We start from the raw sequence: 22325 nt of genomic DNA, 5'->3' as shown, positions 1-22325 counted from the left end.
ATCGAGCGATCGAGAGTTAACCATGAACAAAAAATTCACCTAGACTACAGTAGCAGCCTTACGGGCAGCAGCGGCCTCATCGGGATGAATACCGAGACGAGTGAGATTGAGACGACCTTTACTATCGATCTCGCGTACCTTGACTAACACCTCATCCCCCACGGCCACTTCATCTTCGACCTTACCGACGCGTCCCTCGGCCAATTGGGAAATATGGATCATTCCCTCTTTCCCCGGCAAAACTTCCACAAAAGCGCCGATTTGGATAATGCGAGTCACGCGACCGAGATAGACCTCACCCTCATTGAGTTTGCGGGTCATATTGTAGATCAGTCGTTTAGCTTTTTCGGCCTGTTCCCCATCGGTGGAGGAAATAGTCACAGTCCCATCGTCATCGATATCGATTTTCGTGCCGGTCTGTTCAGTAATCCCTTTAACCGTCTTACCACCTGGCCCGATGACTAACCCGATCAGATCCGGATCGATCTTGATCGTCAATAACCGGGGTGCGTGGGGAGATAATTCCGTGCGGGGTTTTTCTAGGGTCGCTAACATCTTCTCGAGGATATGTTTGCGGGCCGGTAAAGCTTGTTCGATCGCCTTGGCCACCACTTCCATGGTTAAACCGGGGATTTTCATATCCATCTGGAGAGCGGTGATGCCAGAATCAGTACCAGCCACCTTAAAGTCCATATCTCCCAGAAAATCCTCAATACCCTGAATATCGGTCAAAATCCGCACTTCTTCCCCTTCTTTAATTAAACCCATGGCCGCACCGCTAACGGGTTTTTTCAGGGGAACACCGGCATCCATCAGCGCTAGGGTGGAACCGCACACGGAACCCATGGAGGTGGAACCATTAGAAGAGAGGACTTCCGACACCACCCGCAGCACATAGGGAAATTCCTCCTGGGGGGGAAGGACAGGCACGATCGCCCTTTCCGCTAAAGCACCGTGACCGATTTCTCGACGGCCGGGAGAACGCATGGGACGGGTTTCACCGACGGAAAAGGGTGGGAAATTGTAGTGATGAAGATAGCGTTTTTCATCTTCGGGATGGAGATCGTCCCCCAAATCCTGAGCATCACCGGGGGTGCCAAGGGTGGCGATCGAAAGCACCTGGGTTAAACCGCGATTAAACAAACCGCTACCGTGAACCCGACGGGGTAAAACTCCCACCCGGCAAGAAATCGGCCGTACTTCGTCCAGTTTGCGACCATCAACCCGCACCCCATCCTCGATAATTTGGGCACGCATCAGTTTTTTGGTCAGATCCTTAAAGAGATTACCGATTAACTTCGGCTCTTCCAGAGTTGGAGCTTTTAAGGTATCTTCGTCGGGGAGAGCGGTTATAGTTTCCTTGATCCGATTTTCGATCGCCTCTAATTTCTCATCCCGTTCGGTTTTGCTGAGGGTAAACTGACAGAGAATCTGTTTAATTTCCTCTTTAGCTTGTTCTCTCAGGAAATTCTGCACGGTTTCGTTTACTACTGGTGCTTCTCGGGTGACGAGGGGAATACCCAACTGATCGATCAATTCCCGTTGAGCGGTGATCAGGTCGCGCACTGCTTCATAACCAAAATCGATCGCCTCAATAATATCCCGTTCCGGTAACTGATTGGCTCCCGCTTCGATCATCACCACCCCTTCAGGACTACCGGCCACCACTAAATCCAATTCTCCGTTATGGATTTCTTTGTAGGTGGGATTGATGATAAATTCATCCCCCAGTAAACCGACGCGCACCGCTGCCATCGGTCCTTGGAAGGGAATACCTGCCAACAAAACCGCCACAGAAGCCCCGGTAACGGCCAAAACATCCGGGGGTACCTCCTCATCCATTGAGAGGGTCGTAGCGACCACCTGAATATCATCCCGCATCCAATTGGGGAAGAGGGGCCGCAGGGGGCGATCAATCAAACGACCGGTCAGAATTGCTTTTTCCGGGGGACGACCTTCACGACGCAAAAATCCTCCCGGGATGCGCCCGGCGGCGTATAATCTTTCTTCGTAATCAACGGTTAAGGGCAGGAAATCTACTCCTTCTCTGGCTTTGGCTGTGGTTGCTGTCACTAAAACCGCCGTTTCTCCCGATTGGATCAGAACACTACCGCCAGCTTGGGGGGCTAAAAGCCCTATTTTTAGTCGAATATCCCTGCCATCAAAGGATATTGACTTGTCAAACTCTTCCATGTAAAGCTATATTCCTTTCTTTCACTTTTCTCTGTGCTGTCGCCATCCTAGCATTTTTTGTCCCCCTTTCCGACAGGTTTAGTATTCAGTGATCAGTGATCAGTGATCAGTTATCAGTTATCAGTGATCAGTTATCAGTTATCAGCTTTTTTCTCCCTGCTCCCTGCTCCCATCTCCCCACACCCCACACCCTACTCCCCACACCCCACTCCCCACTCCCCACACCCCACACCCCACTTTTAAACAGGATTTAACACTACTTGCTCAAACCTGCCAAAAAATGATAGCTTCAGATATAGGAATAATCTGGTTAAGAAAAAAATGTCTTCCCTTGCCGCTTGCTGGCCTAAAAATATTTCTAAGTATTAGCAAAACTGACTGACTGTCAGCAGTTGAGCGGGATTTTTCCTAGCTCGAAGAACTCCAGACAAAGAAAATTAAGACAATTAAAAGGATTGCGTCTCTATTATCTCTCAGACGCTTTTAATCCGGAGAATTTGCGGGTTATCTTCCAATTAACCCTGTTTAACCCTATTTATTATCGATTATGGCTGAAAGTTATTTACTCAACAAACTGCAATCTGTAGAACAGACCTACACAGAATTAACCCGTCGTCTAGCGGATCCCGATGTCACCAGTAATCCGGGTGAATTGCATCGTCTGGCCAAATCCCGCGCTTCCCTAGAGGAAACGGTCAACACCTACGAAATTTGGCAAAAAAGTCAAGAGGATTTAATCGGTGCGAAACAAATCTTCAAAGAATCCGCCAGCGATCCCGAATTACGCGAAATGGCCGCCCTAGAAGTGGCAGAATTAGAGGCAAAAATCGCCACTTTGGAAGACCAATTAACAATTCTGCTGCTGCCCCGGGATCCCCTCGATGAAAAGAATATCATGCTGGAAATTCGCGCCGGGACCGGAGGTGATGAGGCCAGTATTTGGGCGGGAGATTTAGTGCGTTTGTACTCAAAATATGCCGAAACTCAAAAATGGAAAGTTAGCCTTTTGAGTGAATCTCCGGCGGATATGGGGGGATTTAAAGAGGCAATTTTAGAGATTAAAGGCGATAACGTCTATAGTAAGCTGAAATTTGAGGCGGGAGTCCATCGGGTGCAGCGGGTTCCTCTGACGGAAGCAAGTGGTCGCGTCCACACTTCCACTGCTACCGTGGCAATTATGCCAGAAGTGGACGATGTGGAAGTGCATATCGATCCCAAGGATATTGAGTTAACCACGGCTAGATCGGGGGGTGCAGGCGGTCAAAATGTCAATAAAGTGGAAACTGCCGTCGATTTAATCCATAAACCCACGGGAATCCGGGTTTTCTGCACCGAAGAGCGCTCGCAATTGCAAAACCGGGAACGAGCTATGCAGATTCTCCGGGCGAAATTGTACGATATAAAGTTACAGGAACAACAGGAAGCAGTCAGTTCCATGCGGCGCTCTCAGGTGGGAACCGGTTCCCGTTCGGAAAAAATTCGCACCTATAACTATAAGGATAATCGTCTCACCGATCATCGCTTAAATGAGAATTTTTCCCTTGATCGCATTTTAGATGGCGATATCGAAGAGGTGATTCAATCCTGTATCGCCAAGGATCAACAGGGAAAACTGGAGGAATTAGCCGCTGCCCAAGAGACAGCTTAATCAGTGATCAGTGATCAGTTACCAGTGAACAGTAAAAAGCTCCCCACTTCCGGCACTTTCCCCACTGGTGGGGGTGAGTGCGGGTGGGGACTGATGCCGGTTCCTTCAACTCACGACTAATTCTAAGCTTCCACTAAACGAAAAGCCGCACCCAAACCGACAGCGATCTCATCGGGAGAAATTTTCCCATCATGGTTAATATCGATCGCATCGAATACCGCATCGGTTCCCGCCCATTCTTCCCGGGTGATGAAACCATCCCCATCATGATCATAGACTCGGAAAATATCTTCGGCGGCGTGTTCTAGGGTTGACTGACCTTCCAACTGGGTTAAACGTTGAATCAGCAATTGTTCCAATAATTCTAAAGCTTTGGTAAAACCTTGAATACCTTCCGTTAGTTTTTCGGAAGCCATGGCATCTTCGGCGTGCATTTTCTCAAAAGTCGCTTTATCCACGGTAATTTTGACAATATCAAGGGTTGCAGCCTGGTCTGGATCGAGCTTACGGGGTAAATCGGCTTCTGTCTCTTGCAATTGCTCGAGAAGTTTCGGGGAAATGGTTAAAAGATCACAGCCGGCTAACTCGCAAATTTCGCCGATATTGCGGAAACTTGCCCCCATAACTTCGGTTTTATAGCCAAACTTTTTATAGTAGTTATAGATCTGGGTAACGGATTGGACTCCGGGATCTTCAGCGCCAACGTAGTCTTTACCGGTTTCTTTTTTATACCAATCGAGAATCCGACCGACAAAGGGAGAAATTAAGGTTACTCCCGCTTCCGCACAGGCGATCGCCTGGTGAAAACCGAATAATAGGGTTAAATTACAGTGAATACCCTCTTTTTCGAGGACTTCTGCGGCTTTAATCCCTTCCCAAGTCGAGGCAATTTTAATTAAGACTCTTTCTCTAGAGATACCCGCTTGTTCATACTGGGAAATGAGATAACGGGCCTTGTCGATGGTAGCTTGGGTATCGTAGGAAAGACGAGCATCCACTTCGGTGGAGACGCGGCCGGGGACGATTTGCAGGATTTGCAGACCAAAACCGATCGCTAGGCGATCAAAAGCTAATTTGGCCACATCTTCTGGGGTGGCCTGCTCTCCTAATTCTTTTCTGGCCGCTTGTAGGGTTTGATCGACAATCGGCTGATATTGGGGCATTTGGGCCGCGGCCGTGATCAGGGAGGGGTTAGTGGTGGTATCTTGGGGGGTAAAAGCTTCGATCGCTTGGATATCGCCGGTATCGGCAACAACCACTGTAAATTGGCGTAATTGTTCTAGTAGGGTTTTAGCCATAACTTCTCCAGATGCGTGTTAACGCGAGACATTATCTGGATCTTAGCGATTCGATCAAGAGGCAGGGGAAAAATTCCCGATTGATTTAATTCCCAAGTACAGACCTGGCCAAAGTAAGGATGAGCCGGGGAATCTTTTGGCCACTCCTTGCCTAAAGTCCTCTATTTGTGATAGTATTATTGATTGTGTCGATTTAATAAAAGGGAGTTTATGCCCAAGCTAAAAACGCGAAAGGCGGCGGCCAAACGATTCGAGGCCACGGGAAGCGGCAAAAAAATCAAACGTCGCAAAGCCTTCAAAAATCACCTACTCGATCATAAAAGTGCCGAACGCAAGCGCCGTCGTTTGTCCCAGATTACCCTGGTAAACGAGCGCGACGAGAAGGAAGTGCGCTTAATGTTGCCCTATTTGTAAATTTTCCAGAAAAATTGTCTAAAGGATTATCATGTCTAGAGTAAAACGGGGGAATGTCGCCCGCAAGCGACGCAAAAAAGTTCTCAAATTAGCCAAAGGTTTTCGCGGTTCCCACTCGCGCTTATTCCGTACCGCTAACCAACAGGTAATGAAGGCCTTGCGGAATGCCTATAGAGACCGTCGCAAACGGAAACGCGATTTTCGTCGTCTTTGGATTACCCGCATTAACGCGGCTGCTCGTCAACAGGGCATCAGTTACAGCCAACTGACTGGACAATTAAAGAAAGCTAATATCCTCCTCAATCGGAAAATGTTGGCCCAATTAGCCGTCCTCGATCCCGTCGCTTTTGCTAAAGTGGTAGAAACAGCCAAAGGATAATTTAGCCCCAAGCATGACGGAAACTTGGCAAACGATTCAATTCCCCAGTTCAGAAAGTGCGATCGCTTTAGCGGGTCATCAAGAAGCTAACCTCAAATTGATAGCCAGGCAAACTGGGGCGAATTTAGTCCTCAGAGGCCTGGAATTGCGGATTGCGGGACAACCAACCCCGGTGGAGCGTGCCACAGCGATTGTACGCTCCTTAAGTATTTTATGGCAAGAGGCCAAGTTAATCGCCGAAGCCGATATTATGACCGCTATCCATGCCCTCGATACGGGGCGTTCTAGCGAGTATAAAGAACTACAGCAGGATATTCTCGCTCGTACCCGTCGCGGGGAGCTAATTCGGGCAAAAACCTTCCGTCAGCGTCAATATATCCAAGCGATTCAAAGTCACGATATCACCTTTTGTATTGGACCTGCTGGCACGGGGAAAACCTTTTTAGCCGCCGTTTTAGCCGTACAAGCTCTATTAGAAGATAAAGTAGAACGGATTATCCTCACCCGGCCGGCCGTGGAAGCGGGGGAAAAATTAGGTTTTCTCCCAGGTGATTTACAGCAAAAAGTCGATCCTTTTTTGCGTCCCCTCTACGATGCTTTATACGAATTTATCGAAGCGGCCAAAATTCCCGACCTGATGGAACGGGGTAAAATCGAAATCGCTCCCTTAGCTTATATGCGGGGACGAACCCTAGCTAATGCTTTTGTTATCGTTGATGAAGCCCAAAATACCACCCCAGCACAGTTAAAAATGGTCTTAACTCGCTTGGGATTCGGTTCGCGCATGGTAGTAACTGGAGATGTCACCCAAACCGATTTACCGCAACAACAGGAATCGGGGTTAATTGCCGCTCAAAAAATCCTCAAATCAGTAGAAGGGATTGCTTTTTGTTACCTATCCCGGGCCGATGTGGTGCGTCATCCCTTAGTACAAAAAATCGTCTCAGCTTACGAACAGCACGAAAGATAACAGATTGTTGAGATAGTCCCACATCTACCATTGGGTTAGAAGCTGACAGGGGGACAAGCGAGCTAGAAAACTTGCCAACAAAGGCTTCTGGCTTCTCTCGCTAGAAATAGATCTAGCGATTCTAGGCAAAAAGCTAACGAAAGAATTAGGGATAGGAGCGAGCTTACTAGGAATTATTATTAATAAGTGAGAGATGGTGCGGCGAACTTTTTCGAGCCAAAACCATGAAAAGCTTATGCTATATGGATTTCAGCCTTCTTGTCCCCCTGTCAGGGTTAGAAGTCATTATTGAGGAGACAGAATTCAGGAGTCAGCTTTTTTCTCCCCTCTCCCCACTACCCCACCCCCTGCTCATAGACAGTCTTAACAAGTAATTTAGATACACCAACAGCCGCTCAGTTATTAGTATTCTCCCCCATCATTTTTTTCCTAGTCCAAAAGATGATTATAGATCACACTTTTGAGAGATTGCCAAAAAGGAACTAATAAAATATTCAGAAGTACAAAAACAGTAATCATACCATAGGAAAACATCGCCATTTGTCGGAAAAAAAGAGGATTTTCCGCGAGCGTTTGCCAGTCCTCTACCGATTCCAAACTACTATAAAAAGAGGAAAAATTAACCCAAAAGGGAATTGAAGCCAAAGCCCCTGACAGAATATAAACTGGAATAATTAATAAACTGGCAATAAATACCACTCCCACAATTCTCCAAGCCGAGTTTTTAGTTAAATGCCAACCTCTCTTGATTGCTTGCCAACTGCCTAAATTATCTTCAATTACTAAGGGCAATTCGGCAATGTAAATGCGAGCAGATAACCAAAGGAAGAAAAAAGGAAGACAGAAAAAAGCTGCTAAAATAAGCAATACACCAAGGATGGGGATAAAACTGACTAGCATCAGAGGCAGCGTTATCGGCAAGATTATTGCCGCTCCCAACAAACCGAGCAAAACCTGCATCCACCACAAGCGCCACATTTTCGGCTTAACTTTTTTTTCCGCTTGTCCGGCAGTTTCTGGCTGATAAATGATGTCTTGAAAAGCTAATCGTGAGATAACCGCATTATTGAAAAGAGACTTAGCGGCCGAGAAAATTTGTACTGGGAAAAGAAATAAACGTAAACCAATATCGCTGCCTTGTTCGGGGGTAATTGTTTGATAAAGTAATTGACTGAGAATTAATTGCAAAACTAAGGGGAGAAGCGACCACAAACAGGCGCGGACAGCAAAGAATACATAAGTTTGGAAGCGATCACGATAAAGACGGAAGGCAGTATTAATCGTATTGCCAATATTCAAAGGCTCGATGGAATTGTTAGTCACGGCGGGACTCCTTACAGAACGCCACCACTATATTAGGTTAAGTAACTAATAACAGCTAAAAACTTCCAATTTAATCAATATTTCCAGCTAAGACAACAATTTTGCTAAAGTGGTAGAAATTGGCCAACGATTCAATTCCCCAGTGGAGAAAGTGCGATCGCATTAATGGTCTTAACTCCCTTGGAATTCGGTTCGCGCATGGTAGTAACCGGAGATGTCACCCAAACCGATTCACCGCAACAACAAGAATCGGGGTTAATTGCCGCTCAAAAAATCCTAAAATCAGTAGAAGGGATCGCTTTTTGTTACCTATCCCGGGCCGATGTGGTGCGTCATCCCTTGGTACAAAAAATCGTCTCAGCCTAGGAACAGCACGAAAAATAACAGATTATGGATATTAAACATGGTTTCGTCGATGCGGTGGGTAATACTCCCCTAATTCGTCTCAATAGTTTTAGCGAGGAAACCGGCTGCGAGATTCTCGGTAAGGCCGAATTTCTTAACCCCGGTGGTTCGGTCAAGGATCGGGCCGCTTTATATATTATTCAAGAAGCGGAAAAAGCCGGTACTCTCCAACCGGGGGGGACCGTTGTCGAAGGAACCGCCGGCAATACTGGCATCGGTTTGGCCCATATCTGCAATGCTAAAGGTTATAAATGCCTGATTATCATTCCCGATACCCAATCCCAAGAGAAAATCGACCTATTGAGAACATTGGGTGCAGAAGTGCGTACTGTTCCCGCCGTTCCTTACCGAGATGCCAATAATTACGTTAAATTATCGGGGAGATTGGCCAGTGAGATGGAAAATGCTATCTGGGCCAATCAATTCGATAATCTGGCTAATCGTCGCGCTCACTACGAAACCACCGGCCGGGAAATCTGGGAACAAACCGACGGTAAAATCGATGCTTGGGTGGCTGCCACGGGAACCGGGGGAACCTACGCGGGGGTGGCGATGTTTTTAAAAGACCAAAATCCCCAGGTGCGTTGTGTGGTGGCGGATCCGATGGGTAGCGGTTTATATAGTTATGTGAAAACCGGGACAATTACCCTGGAAGGTAGTTCAATTACGGAAGGGATTGGTAATAGTCGTATTACCGCTAATATGGAAGGCTCACCCATAGATGATGCCATTCAAATTGATGATCCCACTGCCATTAAAGTTGTTTATCAACTATTACAAAAAGATGGTTTATTTATGGGGGGTTCTGTGGGTATTAATGTTGGTGCTGCGGTAGCTTTAGGTAAACAAATGGGACCAGGCCACACCATAGTTACTGTTCTTTGTGATGGTGGGTCCCGTTATCAATCTCGTTTATATAATCCTCAATGGTTGGCTGAGAAAGGATTGGCTTAAATTGTACTGATAACTGATAACTGATAACTGAATTAATGATCCTTCCTGAATTATTTGACCTTTGGCAAGAAACCCTAGAATGGCAACCCGATGGAGCCAGACAAGCGCGATTTCAACAACTTTATGAGTTGATTTTAGAGGGTAATCAACGTTTTAATCTCACCCGAATTACCCAACCAGAGGAGTTTTGGGAAAAACATCTTTGGGATTCTTTATCGGGTTTAGCTTGGTTAGAAAAATCCCAGCCAGATCTATTGACAAAATCCCTATCAGTCATCGATTTGGGGACCGGGGCCGGGTTTCCGGGGCTGCCAATTGCGATCGCATATCCCCATTGGTCGGTGACTCTCTTAGATTCCACCCAAAAAAAGATTAATTTTCTTGAAGAAGTTATTGACAAATTAGAGTTAAATAACACGAAAACTCGTTTAGGTCGGGCGGAAATCGTCGGGAAAAACCTTAAACATAACTGTGCTTATGATATCGTCTGTTTGCGAGCGGTAGGTAATGTGGATATCTGTGTTAACTATGCTTTGCCTTTCCTGAAAAAGACCGGAATCGCTATTCTCTATCGTGGTCAGTGGTCCGCGCAGGATAGTTTGAGTTTAGAGGAGAATCTAGGGAAAGCTGGCGGTAAAATCCTCAAAATTGCCAGTTTTACCACTCCCTTAAGCCAAAGCGTCCGTCATTGTCTATATATCTGCAAGAAATAACTTTAAGCGGTGAGAGGATGGAAAAAGAAAGCCAAGGCCAGGATAGCATAGGTAGCTAAGAGTAACATTCCTTCCAACCAATTCGATCGCCCATCACTACTAATCGAATTAGCTAACCACACCGCTACAGCCACTGCCACTAACTCAAAGGGATTAAAATTTAGATCCATGGGCTGACCGATAATATAACCCATGATAACCAAAACCGGAGCCACAAACAGGGCGATCTGCATACTGGAACCGACGGCCACAGATACCGATAGATCCATTTTATTCTTAAGAGCGACGGTGACGGCCGTAGCGTGTTCGGCCGCATTACCGATAATAGGCAAAAGAATCACCCCGGTAAACAGTGCCGTTAAACCTAGCTGTTCCGTAGCCTCCTCTAGGGATGCCACCAATAACTCCGATTCTACGGCCACAGCGATGGTAACGATCAATAAAATCAAAGACCAAAACCAGATTTTCGGTTTTGCGGGGTTTTCTCCAGCGCTTTCCTCCTCAATACCAGCAATCCCGACATCGTAGAGATAGGTGTGGGTTTTCATGGAAAATAAGAGACTTAAACCATAGACGAAAATTAACACCGCTGCCACGGCCACGGATAGACGTTGCAGGACTGGTTCCCCGACTCCCGTGGAGGTAAATTGCACGGCAGTGGGTAAAAGGAGCGCCACCACCGCCAAATTCATGGCTGAGGCATTTAAACGAGCGGTTATCGGTTGAAATTCCTGTTCTTTGAAGCGTAAACCGCCTAAAAACATCGATAATCCCATAACTAAGAGTAAATTACCGATAATTGAACCAGTAATCGTCGCTTTTACCACATCGATGAACCCTTCCCGCAAAGCGACATAGGCGAGAATTAATTCTGTGGCATTGCCAAAGGTGGCATTCATCAAACCGCCAATATTTGGACCAACCACCACCGCAATCGCTTCGGTGGCTTCCCCCATGTAGGCCGCTAGGGGGATAATGGCTAGACAAGCGGTGATAAAAACTACCGTTCCGCCCCAGTGTAGCAGCGAACCGGCGATCGATATAGGCACAAAAATTAATAAGATGGCGAAAATGGTGTTTTTGCTTAACATAAAGTGGTTAATTTTGTCAAGATAATTTTATTTTGATCGGGTTGGGAACTGAGGGGGACTAGAATCGGATTCTAGCCAAAATTCCCCGGTAGAACCGGTTATTATCCATAATATTGCCCTAAAACCGTCTCTGAGGGACTTTTCTAGGGGTTCGGGGGGTGATTGGGAGGGAACAGTCACCGGTTTAATCACGATTCCGCGACTACCAAAAATAATTTCTCCCACTAATCGCGCCCTTCTCATGTGATTATCAGAAGTGACTAGATAGACGCTATCAATACCTTGGGCTTTCAGTTGATCGGCTAGGCTAGTAAAGTTAGTGACAGTATCTCGCGCATTGTAATCGAGATGGAGACGTTCTGGGGGAATTCCCGCTTTTTTAAAAATCTTTTGCACATATCGTCGCGGACTACCGGAAGATACCCAAATCGGTAGATCGGGATATTCCTTAGCTAATTTTGCCGCAAAACGTTCTCGATCGGCATGACCTCCCAAAACAAAAATCGCTTCCGGTTTTAGCCACTGCTGACGTAAATCGAGGTACAACCAGCCTAAACCCGCCAAAATTAGCGGAATAGCCAGCAATTTTAACCTAAATTTGCCTAACTTCCCTTGCGGAGAAACTCGCTTTTTTCTCTGAGAATTAGCCTTGAGAACCATATAACAGTGATCGGTGAGCGGTTGTCAACCTTCAGCTTTGTGGATTAAAGTGATCGAGGGTGAGGATCATCGAACTCACATTGACGTAGGAGATGGGGATTTTATTCCCTAACTGACCGATAATTTTCCCAGAACTCAGGTTGATTGATGCGGTCGCTTACATCCCCCACCAACGGGCCACCGCTTCGGGAAGGGGGAGCAAAATACTTAATAATAAAGCCAGGGAAAATAGACCTAATAAATCTCGTTTATTATCCAATTCGGTGACATCATTTAAAGCAGGTTGATCGCTGACTGGCATTAATAAAAGGATAATCGCCCAGAGTAAAAAATCTGGCTGCACTAGGGCTAAAATAAACATGAATAATCGAGTTAATTGACCGATAATTATGGCGGTTTTCTGCCCATACATGGCGTGAACAATATGACCACCATCCAATTGACCAACGGGCATTAAATTCAAGGCCGTAACGATAATTCCCACATAACCAGCTACCGCTAAAGGATGTAAATGGATGGCTTTTCCTGCGATTAAATTACTGCCGAGAGCTAGTTTAGCTACGATAGATAAGAGAAAAGAAAACTGCGGATTTAAGGCCTGAAAATTTAATAAACTGCTTTGATTAGTTAGGGGAACTATTTCCGAGAGGGACAATCCCCAAAACATTAGAGGAATAGCGATAATTATACCCCCCAAAGGACCGGCCACCGCCACATCAAATAAAGCTTTGCGGGTGGGTACAGGGGATCGCATTTGAATAAAAGCCCCGAAGGTGCCGAGGAAGAAAGGAATGGGGATAAAATAGGGCAAAGTAGTTTTAATTTTATATTTAACTGCTGTAAAATAATGACTGAATTCGTGCAGTCCTAAAATAGCAATTAAGCCCAAACTGTAGGGTAAACCTTGCAATAATAAACTAGAATTATTTTCTAATTGTTGGGCGTTAATGCCACTTAATCCCGCACCGACCACTGTGGTGGTTAAGATAGTTAATAACAATAAACCCAGGGCAAGAAAGGGGCGAGTAACTTTTTCAGTTTCTATGGTTTCTGTTTTTTGCTGCCAGGGATTAGCCACAAGAGCGAAAAAAGGTTGTCCCTGAAAACTTTCTTGGAAAAGCAATAAAAAGCGATCTCCAAAAACCTTTTCCACATTGCTTTTAATCACTTGATAAGCTTCTTCGGGAACTGCTCGCAATTTCCCCCGACAGAGAATTGCTTGGGGACGATAATCGATATTTTGCAGATAATAAATACCCCAAGGAAAACAATCTCGTAGGGATTTTTCCTCTTCAGCAGTGATCGGTTTTAAATCATTTTTAGGTGCAGGATTATCAATATTTTCTAGGACTAAATTCGCTTGTTTCCGTGGTGATGGGGAGCTTTCTTGGGGAGTAACCCGGCCTCTCTGTACTAACCACCAGTACAAAAAAGGGCAGATCACAAAGGGGCCGATCAGCAAAAATGCCGGCATGGGGGTATCCTGTCCATAGATTAACGTCCAGCCGGTCCAAATTAGAGCCGGAGTCATCAGGACTAACCAAATTAACCAAACTGGTGTTGTCGTGATTTTGGCCACGCTACGCTTGACCATAAAATAAGTGAAACCGCCAAGAATCCCTAATAACAACCACATTTCCATATCGGCTCTTTTCTCTTGAATAAAAAGCGGCTAATTTCAGCCGGCCCGGTCATCGATCGTGCTAAATTGTAAACCGCATTGATTGTGATTTGGATAGGCAAACCATGCGATCGGAAACCGAATCGTCTCCTTTAGAGGTTAGCAAAACCACAAAACCCCCTCGATTAATTCTAGAAGGTTTATACGCTTTCTCGCCTAATCGGGAAACCCTAGGGGGAACCTCTTATCTTATTGTAGAAAATACTGGCAATATTCTGGTGGATTGTCCTGGCTGCGACGAGAGCGAGCGGGATTTTCTCCGAGAAAAGGGTGTCCGTTACCTATTTTTTACCCATCGCGGGGGTCAGGGTAAGCAGAGCGATTCTCTGCAAAGTTTACTTAATTGTGAGATTATTCTACAGGAACAGGAAGCCTATCTGCTTCCTCACCGTCAAATTACCGTTTTTCAGCAGCAAATCCAGTTATCTCCCACTTGTAGCGGTTTTTGGACTCCTGGCCATTCTCCCGGCTCCTCCTGTCTCTACTGGCAGCGTCACGGGGGGGTTTTATTTACCGGTCGTCATCTTCTCCCCGACACCAAGGGTCAACCGCAACCCCTACAGACCGCGAAAACTTTCCACTGGCTGCGGCAATTGCGATCGCAAAGGGCTATTTTAGACCGTTTTAGCCCAGAAACCCTCTCCTATCTTTGTCCGGGGGCTAATACCGGCTTTTTGCGCGGTCGGGGAATTATCGATCGCGCCTACGAAAAAATCAGCGCCAATCCTCTTAACTAGGGTCTGCTGAATAAATCTAAAAACCTTGTTGGATAACGCTTTTAGACTTTTTTTCCCTCAAAAAGTGCCGACCATTGGAGTGATTGGGGGGAAATTTTAGGGACTTTTTCCCTGAAAATTAGGTAATTGACCACCTGAAAATGGATAAAACCCTACACCCCACACCCCACACCCCACACCCTACCCCCACGAAAAACTTTTTGCCGCAAACCTTAACTAAAGACTTTTTAGAAGCTGCATCGTTCAATTCCCAGAAATTATGAATTTAACCGTTAAAGATTTGGGTGAACAGGGATTGCTACCGATTCTGCAAAAATATTGTCCTGCGGAGATTATCGGTGATGATGGGGCGATTTTATCGATCAAAGAGGGTTACTCTCTCGTCGTCACCACTGATGTTTTAGTTAATAACGTCCACTTTAGCGATATTACCACCTCTCCGGAAGATGTGGGCTGGCGAGCGGCGGCGGCTAATTTATCCGATTTAGCGGCTATGGGGGCAGAACCCCTGGGAATTACGGTAGGATTGGCTTTAACTCCCGATCTAGCCATCGATTGGCTAGAAGGACTCTATCGGGGTCTTAGCTCTTGTCTGCAAGTATATCAGACGGCGATCGTTGGTGGCGATGTCTGTCGGGCCACGGAGATTAACATCAGCATCACTGCCCTGGGACAAGTGGCAAAAAATGAAGAAATTAGACGTTTTAACGCAAAAGTTGGCGATAGTATCGTTATTACTGGTTATCACGGTTTATCGCGGGCCGGATTAGAGTTACTCTTGCACCCTGAAACCGGGAGGAATTTAAATTCCTCCCAAAAAAAGCGATTAATCCAAGCTCATCAACGGCCGCGACCGAGACTTGATTGCATACCACATTTACAAAAAATTGTCAAGCAATTTCCCATCGCCGGCATGGATAGCAGTGACGGGTTAGCAGATGCCATCATCCAAATTTGTCGCTGTAGTGGGGTTGGTGCCGAAATCGAGCGGATTCCCCTGCATCCAACCCTGAAAGAATATGTAGGAGCCGAAAAAGCTCTAGAATGGGCTTTATACGGCGGTGAAGACTTTGAGTTAGTTTTGTGTTTACCCCCGGACAGTGCCAGAGAATTGCTGGAGAAAGTGGGGTCCGGGGGGGCGATAATCGGTCAAATCGTCCCCGGGAGAGAGATAAAATTAGCCGACGGTAGAAACCTCAGTTTAAGCTCTGGATTTCAACATTTTTAGCCTCTATAAATCGCCAAAACCTTTCTTTTTCTTGATTTTCTTCGGTTTTTTCGAGCTGCCACCTTGACCGCGGAACCCCGGTTGATTGCCACCCCCAAACATTCCGCCACCCATCCCGGGCATCCCCGGCATAGCGGGCATTTGTCCCCGTCCCATCTGTTGCATCATCGTTCGCATTCTGGTGAAATTAGCAATTAGTTTGCTAACTTCTGTTTCTGGATGTCCCGAACCTTTGGCAATGCGACGACGACGATTAGGAGACTTAGCCAATAAATCGGGGTTAGCGCGTTCCTCCGTGGTCATGGAATTAATCATCGCTTCCGTGCGTTTTAACTCTTTTTCGCCCTTTTCGATGTCTGTCCCGCTCAGTTTGCCCAGACCGGGGATTAACTTGAGGACTCCCCCCAGGGAACCCATATTTTTTAACAGCCGCATCTGTTTGAGGAAGTCATTAAAATCAAACTTAGCCTCTAAAATCTTGGCCTGCATTTTGGCCGCGTCTTCTAGGTCTAACTGTTCCTGGGCTTTTTCCACTAGCGTCAGGACATCACCCATATTGAGGATGCGACTGGCGAGGCGATCGGGATAAAATGGCTCTAAAGCTTCTACTTTTTCGCCAACCCCAACAAATTTAATCGGTTGTCCCGATATTTGCCGCACTGATAGGGCTGCCCCACCGCGAGTATCGCCATCAAGTTTGGTGAGAATTGCCCCCGTGATGCCGATTTGTTGGTGAAAAGTGTGGGTGAGATTGGCCGCTTCCTGACCGGTCATGGCATCCACCACTAATAAAGTGTCGTCGGGCTTGACAATTTTCTTGATTTGTGCTAGTTCGCCCATCATCTGGGTGTCTATCTGCAAACGACCGGCAGTGTCGATGATAACCGTATCTACGCCCAATTCTTTGGCTTTTTCCACACCTTGACGGGCGATATCGACGGGATTAGCCTGAGAACCCATCTCGAAGACGGGAACATTTATCTGTTTACCGAGGGTGATTAATTGGTCAATGGCCGCCGGACGGTAAACATCGGTAGCCACCATCAGGCAGCTTTTGGACTGTTTGCGGAGATATAGGGCTAATTTGGCGGTGGCGGTGGTTTTTCCTGTCCCTTGCAACCCGGCCATTAAAATTACGGTGGGGGGTTTATCGGCCTGAGCTAGGGGAACGTTACTTTCCCCCATAATTTTAACTAATTCATCATAGACAATTTTGATAAATTGCTGACCGGGATTGACTCCGGAAATCACTTCAGCGCCGAGGGCTTGTTTCTCGACCTCAGCAATAAATCCCTTGACTACCTGTAGGTTAACATCTGCTTCTAATAAAGCCCGCCGGACTTCTTTGAGGGTTTCTTGTATATTGGCCGAGGAGATTTTATCTTGACCTCGTAATTTTTTCCATGCGTCTTCTAAGCGGTCGGCCAGTGCGTCGAACATAGTTTCGGAATTAAATTTTTAACTAGATCGATTTTATCTCAAATGTCGGGGGAAGACCCCCGTTCTTACCCTGTCATTGGTCAGGGATCGGCGGCAAAGTTCGATCGAATGTTAAACTGAGTCTGTCTTAGCTTCGGAAGTATTCGATCGCTGCAGGAATCGATTCAAGAGAAAACCGAGGAGCAGAGCCTTAAATTCCAGGTCGTCAGTGAACTGTTTGTAGAAGCTGAAAGGTTCATCTGATTAGCTGGAAACCCTATCCGGCAAAGGATTAATTCAATTTAGCTCTGGAAAAAAACACAAAAGACTTATCTGGAAGGTGTTTCAATCCTTTAAGCTCCTGATAAACCGCCGAGAAGCATACCAAACTCAGAAGAGCCATAATTATTCTCAATTATAAAAATTGAGATAGTTTGTGCCGCTTAAATAAAGAGGTTTTGATAACCAAATTAAAGCATATCTCAAGAGTTTTGAGTTAAAAGTAAAACTTCAGGTTTTTATTTATGACAAATGTACCTATTAACTAATTTTCCCAAAAAATTAGTTAGCCTATAATCATAACATATAATTAATTTGCAAGAGTTCTAATATCCGAATTAATTATCGAAGCTGGTGGCTCTTCTAGGTTCTGTGTGATAAGTTTAACTTACATAATGATCGATCTTTGTGTCCTCTGTGTCTGGAGTGGTTTCTTCCACTCCCGCGCCAGCAGGGCTGTATCTTAGAATACATTTTACCCACCAAATCCAAGAGAGCCATCTCTCTCCCCAATCCTTTTACTGTTGCCTTTTCCAAGAGTGCGAGAGTGCCTCATCTCAACAAGCAATTTAAATTCGCAGGCAGCTTATCATCTAACCCTGACATTAGCCAATTTTGTTAGATCAGAACTTTTTTAAGAATTATGATCGGCCTATAATAGTAACTGTAGTCACCCCTATCCTTTAGGGATAATTCTTGGTTTAGGGTTGATGTCCTTCAGCGCAAGCGAGATAGGTTATGAAAATTAGCGAACTAGAAAACTACTTGGCTCAGATTAAGTCAGAGATTGGTGACATCGATATCGTCTATCAATGTCGTAACCAGCACTATAGTTGGTTGGACAAAATTAGAAGCCATCAACTGAAAGTGTTAAAAAATACCGCAGACACTAAATTATTGATTTCTCTGCAATAGCCATTTTCTCTTGCTAGATGCCAGCAATGCCATAGAATCCGCCTAATCTGCTTAACAGTTTATCTTTTCTTCCCTGTCGATAGGTTCTTAAACCAGCCGCGTCGCCAAAAGAAAATGATTAAACTGAAAGCAACGGTTAGCATCAACACCCAGACGAACACATAGCCCCAATACCATTCTAATTCGGGCATATTATAGGGGGATTTATCAGTATCAAAGTTCATGCCATAAATACCGACAATGAAGGTGAGCGGGATAAAAATCGTCGAGATTACCGTTAAAGTTTTCATAATCTCGTTCATTTTATTACTCACGGAAGACAGGTAAAAATCCATTAAACCATTGGCAAATTCCCGGTAATTTTCGATAACATCGAGGATTTGTACTACATGGTCATAACAGTCCCTTAGATAGGGTTTAATGGTTGTATCGATGACAATATATTCATCGCGTAAAAGCGCATTGAGGGTGTCCCTTTGCGGCCAAATTGCTCGTCGCAGGGAGAGTAATTCCTGACGCAGTTGGTAAATTTTTGATAAAATTTGTTCCGTGGGACTAGCTAAAATTTCGTTTTCTAACTCCTCGATTCTTTCTCCGTAGGACTCTAAAACAGGAAAATAACCGTCAATAATTGCATCCCAAATCGAGTAGGCTAAATAACCCGATTTTTGCTGCCGGATGGAACCTTTATTTAAACGGATTCTTTCCCTAACTCCTTCTAAAGAATCGTATTGTCCTTCTTCCTGCACGGTTAAAACATAATTCTTCCCGACTATTAAACTGATTTGTTCTAACAAAAAACCCTGATGATCGGTCAGGATGGCCATTGGCACTATAATTAAAAGATAATTATCGCATTCTTCCACTTTTGGTCTTTGGGGAATACTGACTATATCCTCAAGGGTTAAGGGATGCAAATGAAAAATTTCCCCCAACTCTTGCAGTTTATCTTCATTACCCAAACCGACGATATCAATCCAAGAGATGGAATCATTGGATAAATATTTAAGACAGTCTTGAGGTAAAAGATTATTAACTCTAGTGGCTTGTTGGGAGTTATAATTAACTAAAAATATCTCGGTAGCAACGGCATTTTCATCGATGGTGATTAACCCCGGCATCGTCCCGGGTTGATTATAGTGATAATCGTAAAGGTGGGGTTTTGTCTGGGAGGATTTTCGCCCTTTTTTATACCTAGTTAATCTTTTGTTATTGCTCATAGTTGAGATCGATCGCTGTTTGCCTTTTTCTTAGCATTGATCGCTTAAACATTCCTCAATTTTTAGCTAACTTTAAGATTGTCCCAGACTCTTAAAAAACGAAGATTAAACGTAAATGCCAATTATTAGCCGTTTCCCTCTCGATTTCGATGCGACGGATAAACTCACGAAAATAAAAACGGCGCTCTATTTCCGATAAATCTCGCCAAAATTGCGGAAAAGCAACGGCACGAGCGATAATAGTCAGGTTATCGGGGGGTAATTGGTCTAAACGTCCTTGAATCTGCGCGATCTCGTTTTTCAGTTTATAGGCCCGTAGATTAGCCGTTTCTTGATCTAAAATTCCCGCGGCTTCTAGGGAGGGCAATTGCGACAAAATATCGTTTTTTTGCCCTATTTCCTCGCTCATTCCCCGTTTGATCCCCTCTAAATCCGGTAAAGATATCTGAGCGATCGTCGGTGGTAGGTCTTGACAAATGCGCTCGATTGTGCTATCGAGAATTTTCTCATAAGCGATCGCCGAACATTTTTTTGTCCGGGGACATTGCAAAGGTCGCAAATAGAGGTATTCTGTGCCTTTTCCTCGCGCTGTCACTTTGGTAATCGTCATCCCCGATTGACATTGACTACAGACGACTAAACCCGCTAAGGAACGCGGGGCGCTGGCACTGCGGGGGGGTAATTTGCGATTATTTCTCAGGATGCGATCGATCTGGGCCGCTTCTTCCCGGGAGATAATCGGGGTGTGGGTATCGGGGATAATATCTTGACCGAGATAGCACAAATCGCCGCGATAAACGGGATTAGTCAGCCATTTATGGGCAGTAGCTACCGATATCTTTTTACCGTAGCGTTTTTCTAGATAGCGCACCGTGGAACGCAGGGAAGCGGAAATCAAAAAGCGATCAAAAAAGTCTTTGACGACTGGTGCGGTACTGCGATCGAGTATATAACGCTCCTTGCCACGACGATAACCGTAGGGTGCTTTTCCGGGGGGAGGTAAAGCTTGCAGACGATTGCGAGCGTGACCTGCTTTTAAACGATTACTTAGTTCGTTTTTTGATATTTCTTGCAGAATCTTGGCAAAATTCAGCTTATAATCTGGGTCTTCCAGGGCAATTATATCTATGTCGAGGGCTTCTAAGGATTGTAAAATTTTGCTAACTTCCGTGCCATTGTCTCCTAATTCTGCTAGGCGATGCAGGATCAGCAGTCGGGGGGGAGTCCCTTGACAATCGCAGAGTAGTTGCTGCCGCTGTGAGCGATCGCCAAAATCTTGATACACTTGTTCGGGAGAATAGTCCCAAATCGAGGCATCGGGAGGACTATCGATCAGGGGGTTAGTATAGGTGTAGGCGATAATTTTCATGTTTTGCCGAAATCCTCCTATAGATAAACTGTACTATATTTAAACCGCGTCCTAAAAAATTTAGTACAAATGATCGAACTTTTTCGACCCAGCCTCCTTCTCCCCGATCATAGACAGTCTTAACCAATAATTTAGATAGTCAAGAGCTTATAAGTAGTGGGACTTAAAATCTTGAAACCTGTTGTTAGTAGAAGGAAAATTCTTTCACCACTTCGCTGGTAAATAGCAGAGCGGTGGTTATCTTTTCACCCCCTTGCCTCGCGCGTCTTTAACTGGTACTTTTGGATCGGTGGCGATGATGTGAAGATCGATATTTTTCTGCCAGATCAGGCGCATGAGTTTTTGGGTGAAAGAACCTTTGATGAAATGCTTCCAGCGCGATTGACGGCTCTCCCCAATTACAATCTGGGTGATTCGTTCCCGCTCGGCTACCTCTGCGATCGCTTCAGCCACCTGATAGCTTTTAACCCGTAAGAATTTGCCCTCGAATTCCCCACATAAACGTTGGCAGGTTTCGATATGTAAAGCCTCCTCTCTGGTGAGAAAGCGATCGGGGTTATCGACGAAAATCACGAAAAATTCCGCGTTCATATACCCTGCTACCCGCGCTCCTCGACGTAATAATCGTAAAGAGTTGGGATAGGTGGAAACACAAACTAATACCCGTTCGTGAACGGGACAGGATTGACCGATAAATGTCGAATTACTCGCTTCTTCTTCTACTGTATCGGCCACTTCGCGCAGGGCGAGTTCCCGTAGGGCGATTAAATTACGCCGTTGAAAGAAATTATTTAAAGATGGTTGGATCTTTTCCGGAGCGTAGATTTTTCCTGCTAATAATCTTTCCTCTAGGGTTTCGGCGGTGACATCTACCACAATCACTTCATCAGCTTCCTCCAAAATTCGATCGGGTATTCTCTCCCGCACCACCACCCCGGTGATCCTAGCAACCAGATCGTTTAAACTCTCGATATGCTGGATATTCACGGTAGAGTAAACATCGATTCCCTGGGACAAAATTATCTCTACGTCCTGAAAGCGTTTCTCTCGCTCCGAACCGGGTACATTCGTGTGGGCCAATTCATCAATCAGACACAGCTGCGGCGAGCGGGCGATAATCGCTTCCGTATCCATTTCCGAGAGAGTGAATCCCTCTTTCTCTAGGATTTTTCTTGGTACGATTTCCAATCCCTCGGCTTTTTCGGCGGTCTCTTTTCTGCCGTGGGTTTCGAGAAGTCCAATCACCACGTCGGTTCCCTGCTTTCTGAGGCTATGTCCCTCCTCCAGCATTTTGTAGGTTTTCCCGACTCCAGGGGCCATCCCGATAAAAATTTTATGTCTTCCCCGTCGCACAATTGTCTCCTTTTTGGCAACTTACCTTACAGATTAAGATAATTCGATCGTAGCCGGGGGGATTGAGTATCATTAA

The 22325-nt window shown here is 45.5% G+C and carries 21 protein-coding genes and 1 pseudogene; 12 read left to right on the top strand and 10 right to left on the bottom strand.

Annotation, left to right across the window (positions count from 1 at the left end; all coding sequences use genetic code 11):
- Positions 1-39: 39 nt before the first annotated feature.
- Positions 40-2193: a polyribonucleotide nucleotidyltransferase gene (locus tag H6G40_RS08950; RefSeq protein WP_002755036.1), complete on the bottom strand. Its 2154-nt coding sequence runs from the start codon at positions 2191-2193 to the stop codon at positions 40-42.
- Between the two features lie 392 nt (positions 2194-2585).
- On the opposite strand from H6G40_RS08950, the gene H6G40_RS23930 reads away from it, so the two are divergent.
- Both H6G40_RS23930 and prfA read left to right on the top strand, forming a co-directional pair.
- The gene (locus H6G40_RS23930) at positions 2586-2780 is read left to right on the top strand and encodes a hypothetical protein (protein ID WP_081330909.1); all 195 of its coding nucleotides are present in this window, start codon (positions 2586-2588) and stop codon (positions 2778-2780) included.
- Positions 2741-3841 carry a peptide chain release factor 1 gene (gene prfA / locus H6G40_RS08945; protein WP_002755037.1) on the top strand — a complete coding sequence of 367 codons (1101 nt, stop codon included), beginning with the start codon at positions 2741-2743 and terminating at the stop codon, positions 3839-3841. The genes H6G40_RS23930 and prfA overlap by 40 nt, the downstream gene beginning before the upstream one ends.
- Before the next feature lie 122 nt (positions 3842-3963).
- Here prfA and H6G40_RS08940 read toward each other — a convergent pair whose 3' ends face one another.
- Entirely contained in the window at positions 3964-5139 is a 1176-nt protein-coding gene (locus H6G40_RS08940) for a transaldolase (RefSeq protein ID WP_123231072.1), read from the bottom strand.
- A gap of 210 nt (positions 5140-5349) precedes the next feature.
- Here H6G40_RS08940 and rpmI point away from each other — a divergent pair, with 210 nt between their 5' ends.
- The 3 genes from rpmI to H6G40_RS08925 are packed head-to-tail and all read left to right on the top strand — an operon-like array spanning position 5350 to position 6902.
- On the top strand, positions 5350-5553 hold the full coding sequence (rpmI, locus tag H6G40_RS08935) for a 50S ribosomal protein L35 (RefSeq protein WP_002755041.1): 204 nt from the start codon (positions 5350-5352) through the stop codon (positions 5551-5553).
- Positions 5554-5584: 31 nt separating this feature from the next.
- A complete protein-coding gene (rplT, locus tag H6G40_RS08930) occupies positions 5585-5932 on the top strand; it encodes a 50S ribosomal protein L20 (protein ID WP_002739593.1) in 348 nt (115 codons plus the stop codon).
- 13 nt (positions 5933-5945) lie between these two features.
- A complete protein-coding gene (locus H6G40_RS08925; protein ID WP_069475387.1) occupies positions 5946-6902 on the top strand; it encodes a PhoH family protein in 957 nt (318 codons plus the stop codon).
- Between the two features lie 429 nt (positions 6903-7331).
- Here the strand turns inward: H6G40_RS08925 and H6G40_RS08920 are convergent, their stop codons facing one another.
- Positions 7332-8225, bottom strand: coding sequence for a hypothetical protein (locus H6G40_RS08920; protein WP_123231073.1), 894 nt, complete (start codon positions 8223-8225; stop codon positions 7332-7334).
- 165 nt (positions 8226-8390) lie between these two features.
- Between H6G40_RS08920 and H6G40_RS08915 the strand changes: the two are divergent.
- From H6G40_RS08915 to rsmG, 3 genes and pseudogenes are all read left to right on the top strand, one after another.
- Positions 8391-8591, top strand: a pseudogene (locus tag H6G40_RS08915) (PhoH family protein); the annotation flags it as partial.
- A 24-nt stretch (positions 8592-8615) separates the two neighbouring features.
- Positions 8616-9584 carry a cysteine synthase A gene (locus H6G40_RS08910; protein ID WP_069475384.1) on the top strand — a complete coding sequence of 323 codons (969 nt, stop codon included), beginning with the start codon at positions 8616-8618 and terminating at the stop codon, positions 9582-9584.
- A gap of 35 nt (positions 9585-9619) precedes the next feature.
- Positions 9620-10297, top strand: a complete 678-nt coding sequence (rsmG, locus tag H6G40_RS08905; protein WP_069475383.1) for a 16S rRNA (guanine(527)-N(7))-methyltransferase RsmG — start codon at positions 9620-9622, stop codon at positions 10295-10297.
- A 2-nt stretch (positions 10298-10299) separates the two neighbouring features.
- Here rsmG and cax read toward each other — a convergent pair whose 3' ends face one another.
- The 3 genes from cax to H6G40_RS08890 form a co-directional block, all read right to left on the bottom strand.
- The gene (gene cax / locus H6G40_RS08900) at positions 10300-11388 is read right to left on the bottom strand and encodes a calcium/proton exchanger (protein ID WP_190537545.1); all 1089 of its coding nucleotides are present in this window, start codon (positions 11386-11388) and stop codon (positions 10300-10302) included.
- 27 nt (positions 11389-11415) lie between these two features.
- A complete protein-coding gene (locus tag H6G40_RS08895; RefSeq protein WP_002740156.1) occupies positions 11416-12048 on the bottom strand; it encodes a YdcF family protein in 633 nt (210 codons plus the stop codon).
- Between the two features lie 157 nt (positions 12049-12205).
- Positions 12206-13690, bottom strand: coding sequence for a site-2 protease family protein (locus H6G40_RS08890; RefSeq protein ID WP_190537544.1), 1485 nt, complete (start codon positions 13688-13690; stop codon positions 12206-12208).
- A 104-nt stretch (positions 13691-13794) separates the two neighbouring features.
- On the opposite strand from H6G40_RS08890, the gene H6G40_RS08885 reads away from it, so the two are divergent.
- The 3 genes from H6G40_RS08885 to thiL all read left to right on the top strand — a co-directional run bounded on the left by H6G40_RS08885 (position 13795) and on the right by thiL (position 15694).
- Positions 13795-14466, top strand: a complete 672-nt coding sequence (locus H6G40_RS08885) for an MBL fold metallo-hydrolase (RefSeq protein WP_069475381.1) — start codon at positions 13795-13797, stop codon at positions 14464-14466.
- A gap of 140 nt (positions 14467-14606) precedes the next feature.
- Positions 14607-14729, top strand: a complete 123-nt coding sequence (locus H6G40_RS23670; protein ID WP_277927677.1) for a hypothetical protein — start codon at positions 14607-14609, stop codon at positions 14727-14729.
- Entirely contained in the window at positions 14726-15694 is a 969-nt protein-coding gene (gene thiL, locus H6G40_RS08880; protein ID WP_069475380.1) for a thiamine-phosphate kinase, read from the top strand. Before H6G40_RS23670 ends, thiL begins: the two co-directional genes overlap by 4 nt.
- A gap of 3 nt (positions 15695-15697) precedes the next feature.
- Here thiL and ffh read toward each other — a convergent pair whose 3' ends face one another.
- Complete coding sequence (gene ffh, locus H6G40_RS08875) at positions 15698-17134, bottom strand: signal recognition particle protein (protein ID WP_069475379.1); 1437 nt, start codon at positions 17132-17134, stop codon at positions 15698-15700.
- A gap of 996 nt (positions 17135-18130) precedes the next feature.
- Between ffh and H6G40_RS08870 the strand changes: the two genes are divergently transcribed.
- On the top strand, positions 18131-18307 hold the full coding sequence (locus tag H6G40_RS08870; RefSeq protein WP_002739752.1) for a hypothetical protein: 177 nt from the start codon (positions 18131-18133) through the stop codon (positions 18305-18307).
- Positions 18308-18366: 59 nt separating this feature from the next.
- On the opposite strand, the gene corA is transcribed toward H6G40_RS08870, so the two are convergent.
- The 3 genes from corA to H6G40_RS08855 form a co-directional block, all read right to left on the bottom strand.
- On the bottom strand, positions 18367-19527 hold the full coding sequence (gene corA, locus H6G40_RS08865) for a magnesium/cobalt transporter CorA (RefSeq protein ID WP_002740020.1): 1161 nt from the start codon (positions 19525-19527) through the stop codon (positions 18367-18369).
- A 91-nt stretch (positions 19528-19618) separates the two neighbouring features.
- On the bottom strand, positions 19619-20896 hold the full coding sequence (locus H6G40_RS08860) for a recombinase family protein (protein ID WP_002740166.1): 1278 nt from the start codon (positions 20894-20896) through the stop codon (positions 19619-19621).
- Between the two features lie 237 nt (positions 20897-21133).
- Positions 21134-22249, bottom strand: a complete 1116-nt coding sequence (locus H6G40_RS08855; RefSeq protein WP_002740180.1) for a universal stress protein — start codon at positions 22247-22249, stop codon at positions 21134-21136.
- Positions 22250-22325: the final 76 nt, after the last annotated feature.

This window comes from Microcystis viridis FACHB-1342 (assembly GCF_014698335.1).
Lineage (GTDB): Bacteria > Cyanobacteriota > Cyanobacteriia > Cyanobacteriales > Microcystaceae > Microcystis > Microcystis ichthyoblabe_A.
Note: the sequence above shows the minus strand (reverse complement) of the source record. Positions and strands in the feature narration are given on the sequence as shown.

Coding starts and splice junctions, on each gene's coding strand:
- H6G40_RS08950 (WP_002755036.1), bottom strand. CDS start 2,193: ATGGAAGAGTTTGACAAGTCAATATCCTTTGATGGCAGGGATATTCGA.
- prfA (WP_002755037.1), top strand. CDS start 2,741: ATGGCTGAAAGTTATTTACTCAACAAACTGCAATCTGTAGAACAGACC.
- H6G40_RS08940 (WP_123231072.1), bottom strand. CDS start 5,139: ATGGCTAAAACCCTACTAGAACAATTACGCCAATTTACAGTGGTTGTT.
- rpmI (WP_002755041.1), top strand. CDS start 5,350: ATGCCCAAGCTAAAAACGCGAAAGGCGGCGGCCAAACGATTCGAGGCC.
- rplT (WP_002739593.1), top strand. CDS start 5,585: ATGTCTAGAGTAAAACGGGGGAATGTCGCCCGCAAGCGACGCAAAAAA.
- H6G40_RS08925 (WP_069475387.1), top strand. CDS start 5,946: ATGACGGAAACTTGGCAAACGATTCAATTCCCCAGTTCAGAAAGTGCG.
- H6G40_RS08910 (WP_069475384.1), top strand. CDS start 8,616: ATGGATATTAAACATGGTTTCGTCGATGCGGTGGGTAATACTCCCCTA.
- rsmG (WP_069475383.1), top strand. CDS start 9,620: ATGATCCTTCCTGAATTATTTGACCTTTGGCAAGAAACCCTAGAATGG.
- cax (WP_190537545.1), bottom strand. CDS start 11,388: ATGTTAAGCAAAAACACCATTTTCGCCATCTTATTAATTTTTGTGCCT.
- H6G40_RS08895 (WP_002740156.1), bottom strand. CDS start 12,048: ATGGTTCTCAAGGCTAATTCTCAGAGAAAAAAGCGAGTTTCTCCGCAA.
- H6G40_RS08890 (WP_190537544.1), bottom strand. CDS start 13,690: ATGGAAATGTGGTTGTTATTAGGGATTCTTGGCGGTTTCACTTATTTT.
- H6G40_RS08885 (WP_069475381.1), top strand. CDS start 13,795: ATGCGATCGGAAACCGAATCGTCTCCTTTAGAGGTTAGCAAAACCACA.
- H6G40_RS23670 (WP_277927677.1), top strand. CDS start 14,607: ATGGATAAAACCCTACACCCCACACCCCACACCCCACACCCTACCCCC.
- thiL (WP_069475380.1), top strand. CDS start 14,726: ATGAATTTAACCGTTAAAGATTTGGGTGAACAGGGATTGCTACCGATT.
- ffh (WP_069475379.1), bottom strand. CDS start 17,134: ATGTTCGACGCACTGGCCGACCGCTTAGAAGACGCATGGAAAAAATTA.
- H6G40_RS08870 (WP_002739752.1), top strand. CDS start 18,131: ATGAAAATTAGCGAACTAGAAAACTACTTGGCTCAGATTAAGTCAGAG.
- corA (WP_002740020.1), bottom strand. CDS start 19,527: ATGAGCAATAACAAAAGATTAACTAGGTATAAAAAAGGGCGAAAATCC.
- H6G40_RS08860 (WP_002740166.1), bottom strand. CDS start 20,896: ATGAAAATTATCGCCTACACCTATACTAACCCCCTGATCGATAGTCCT.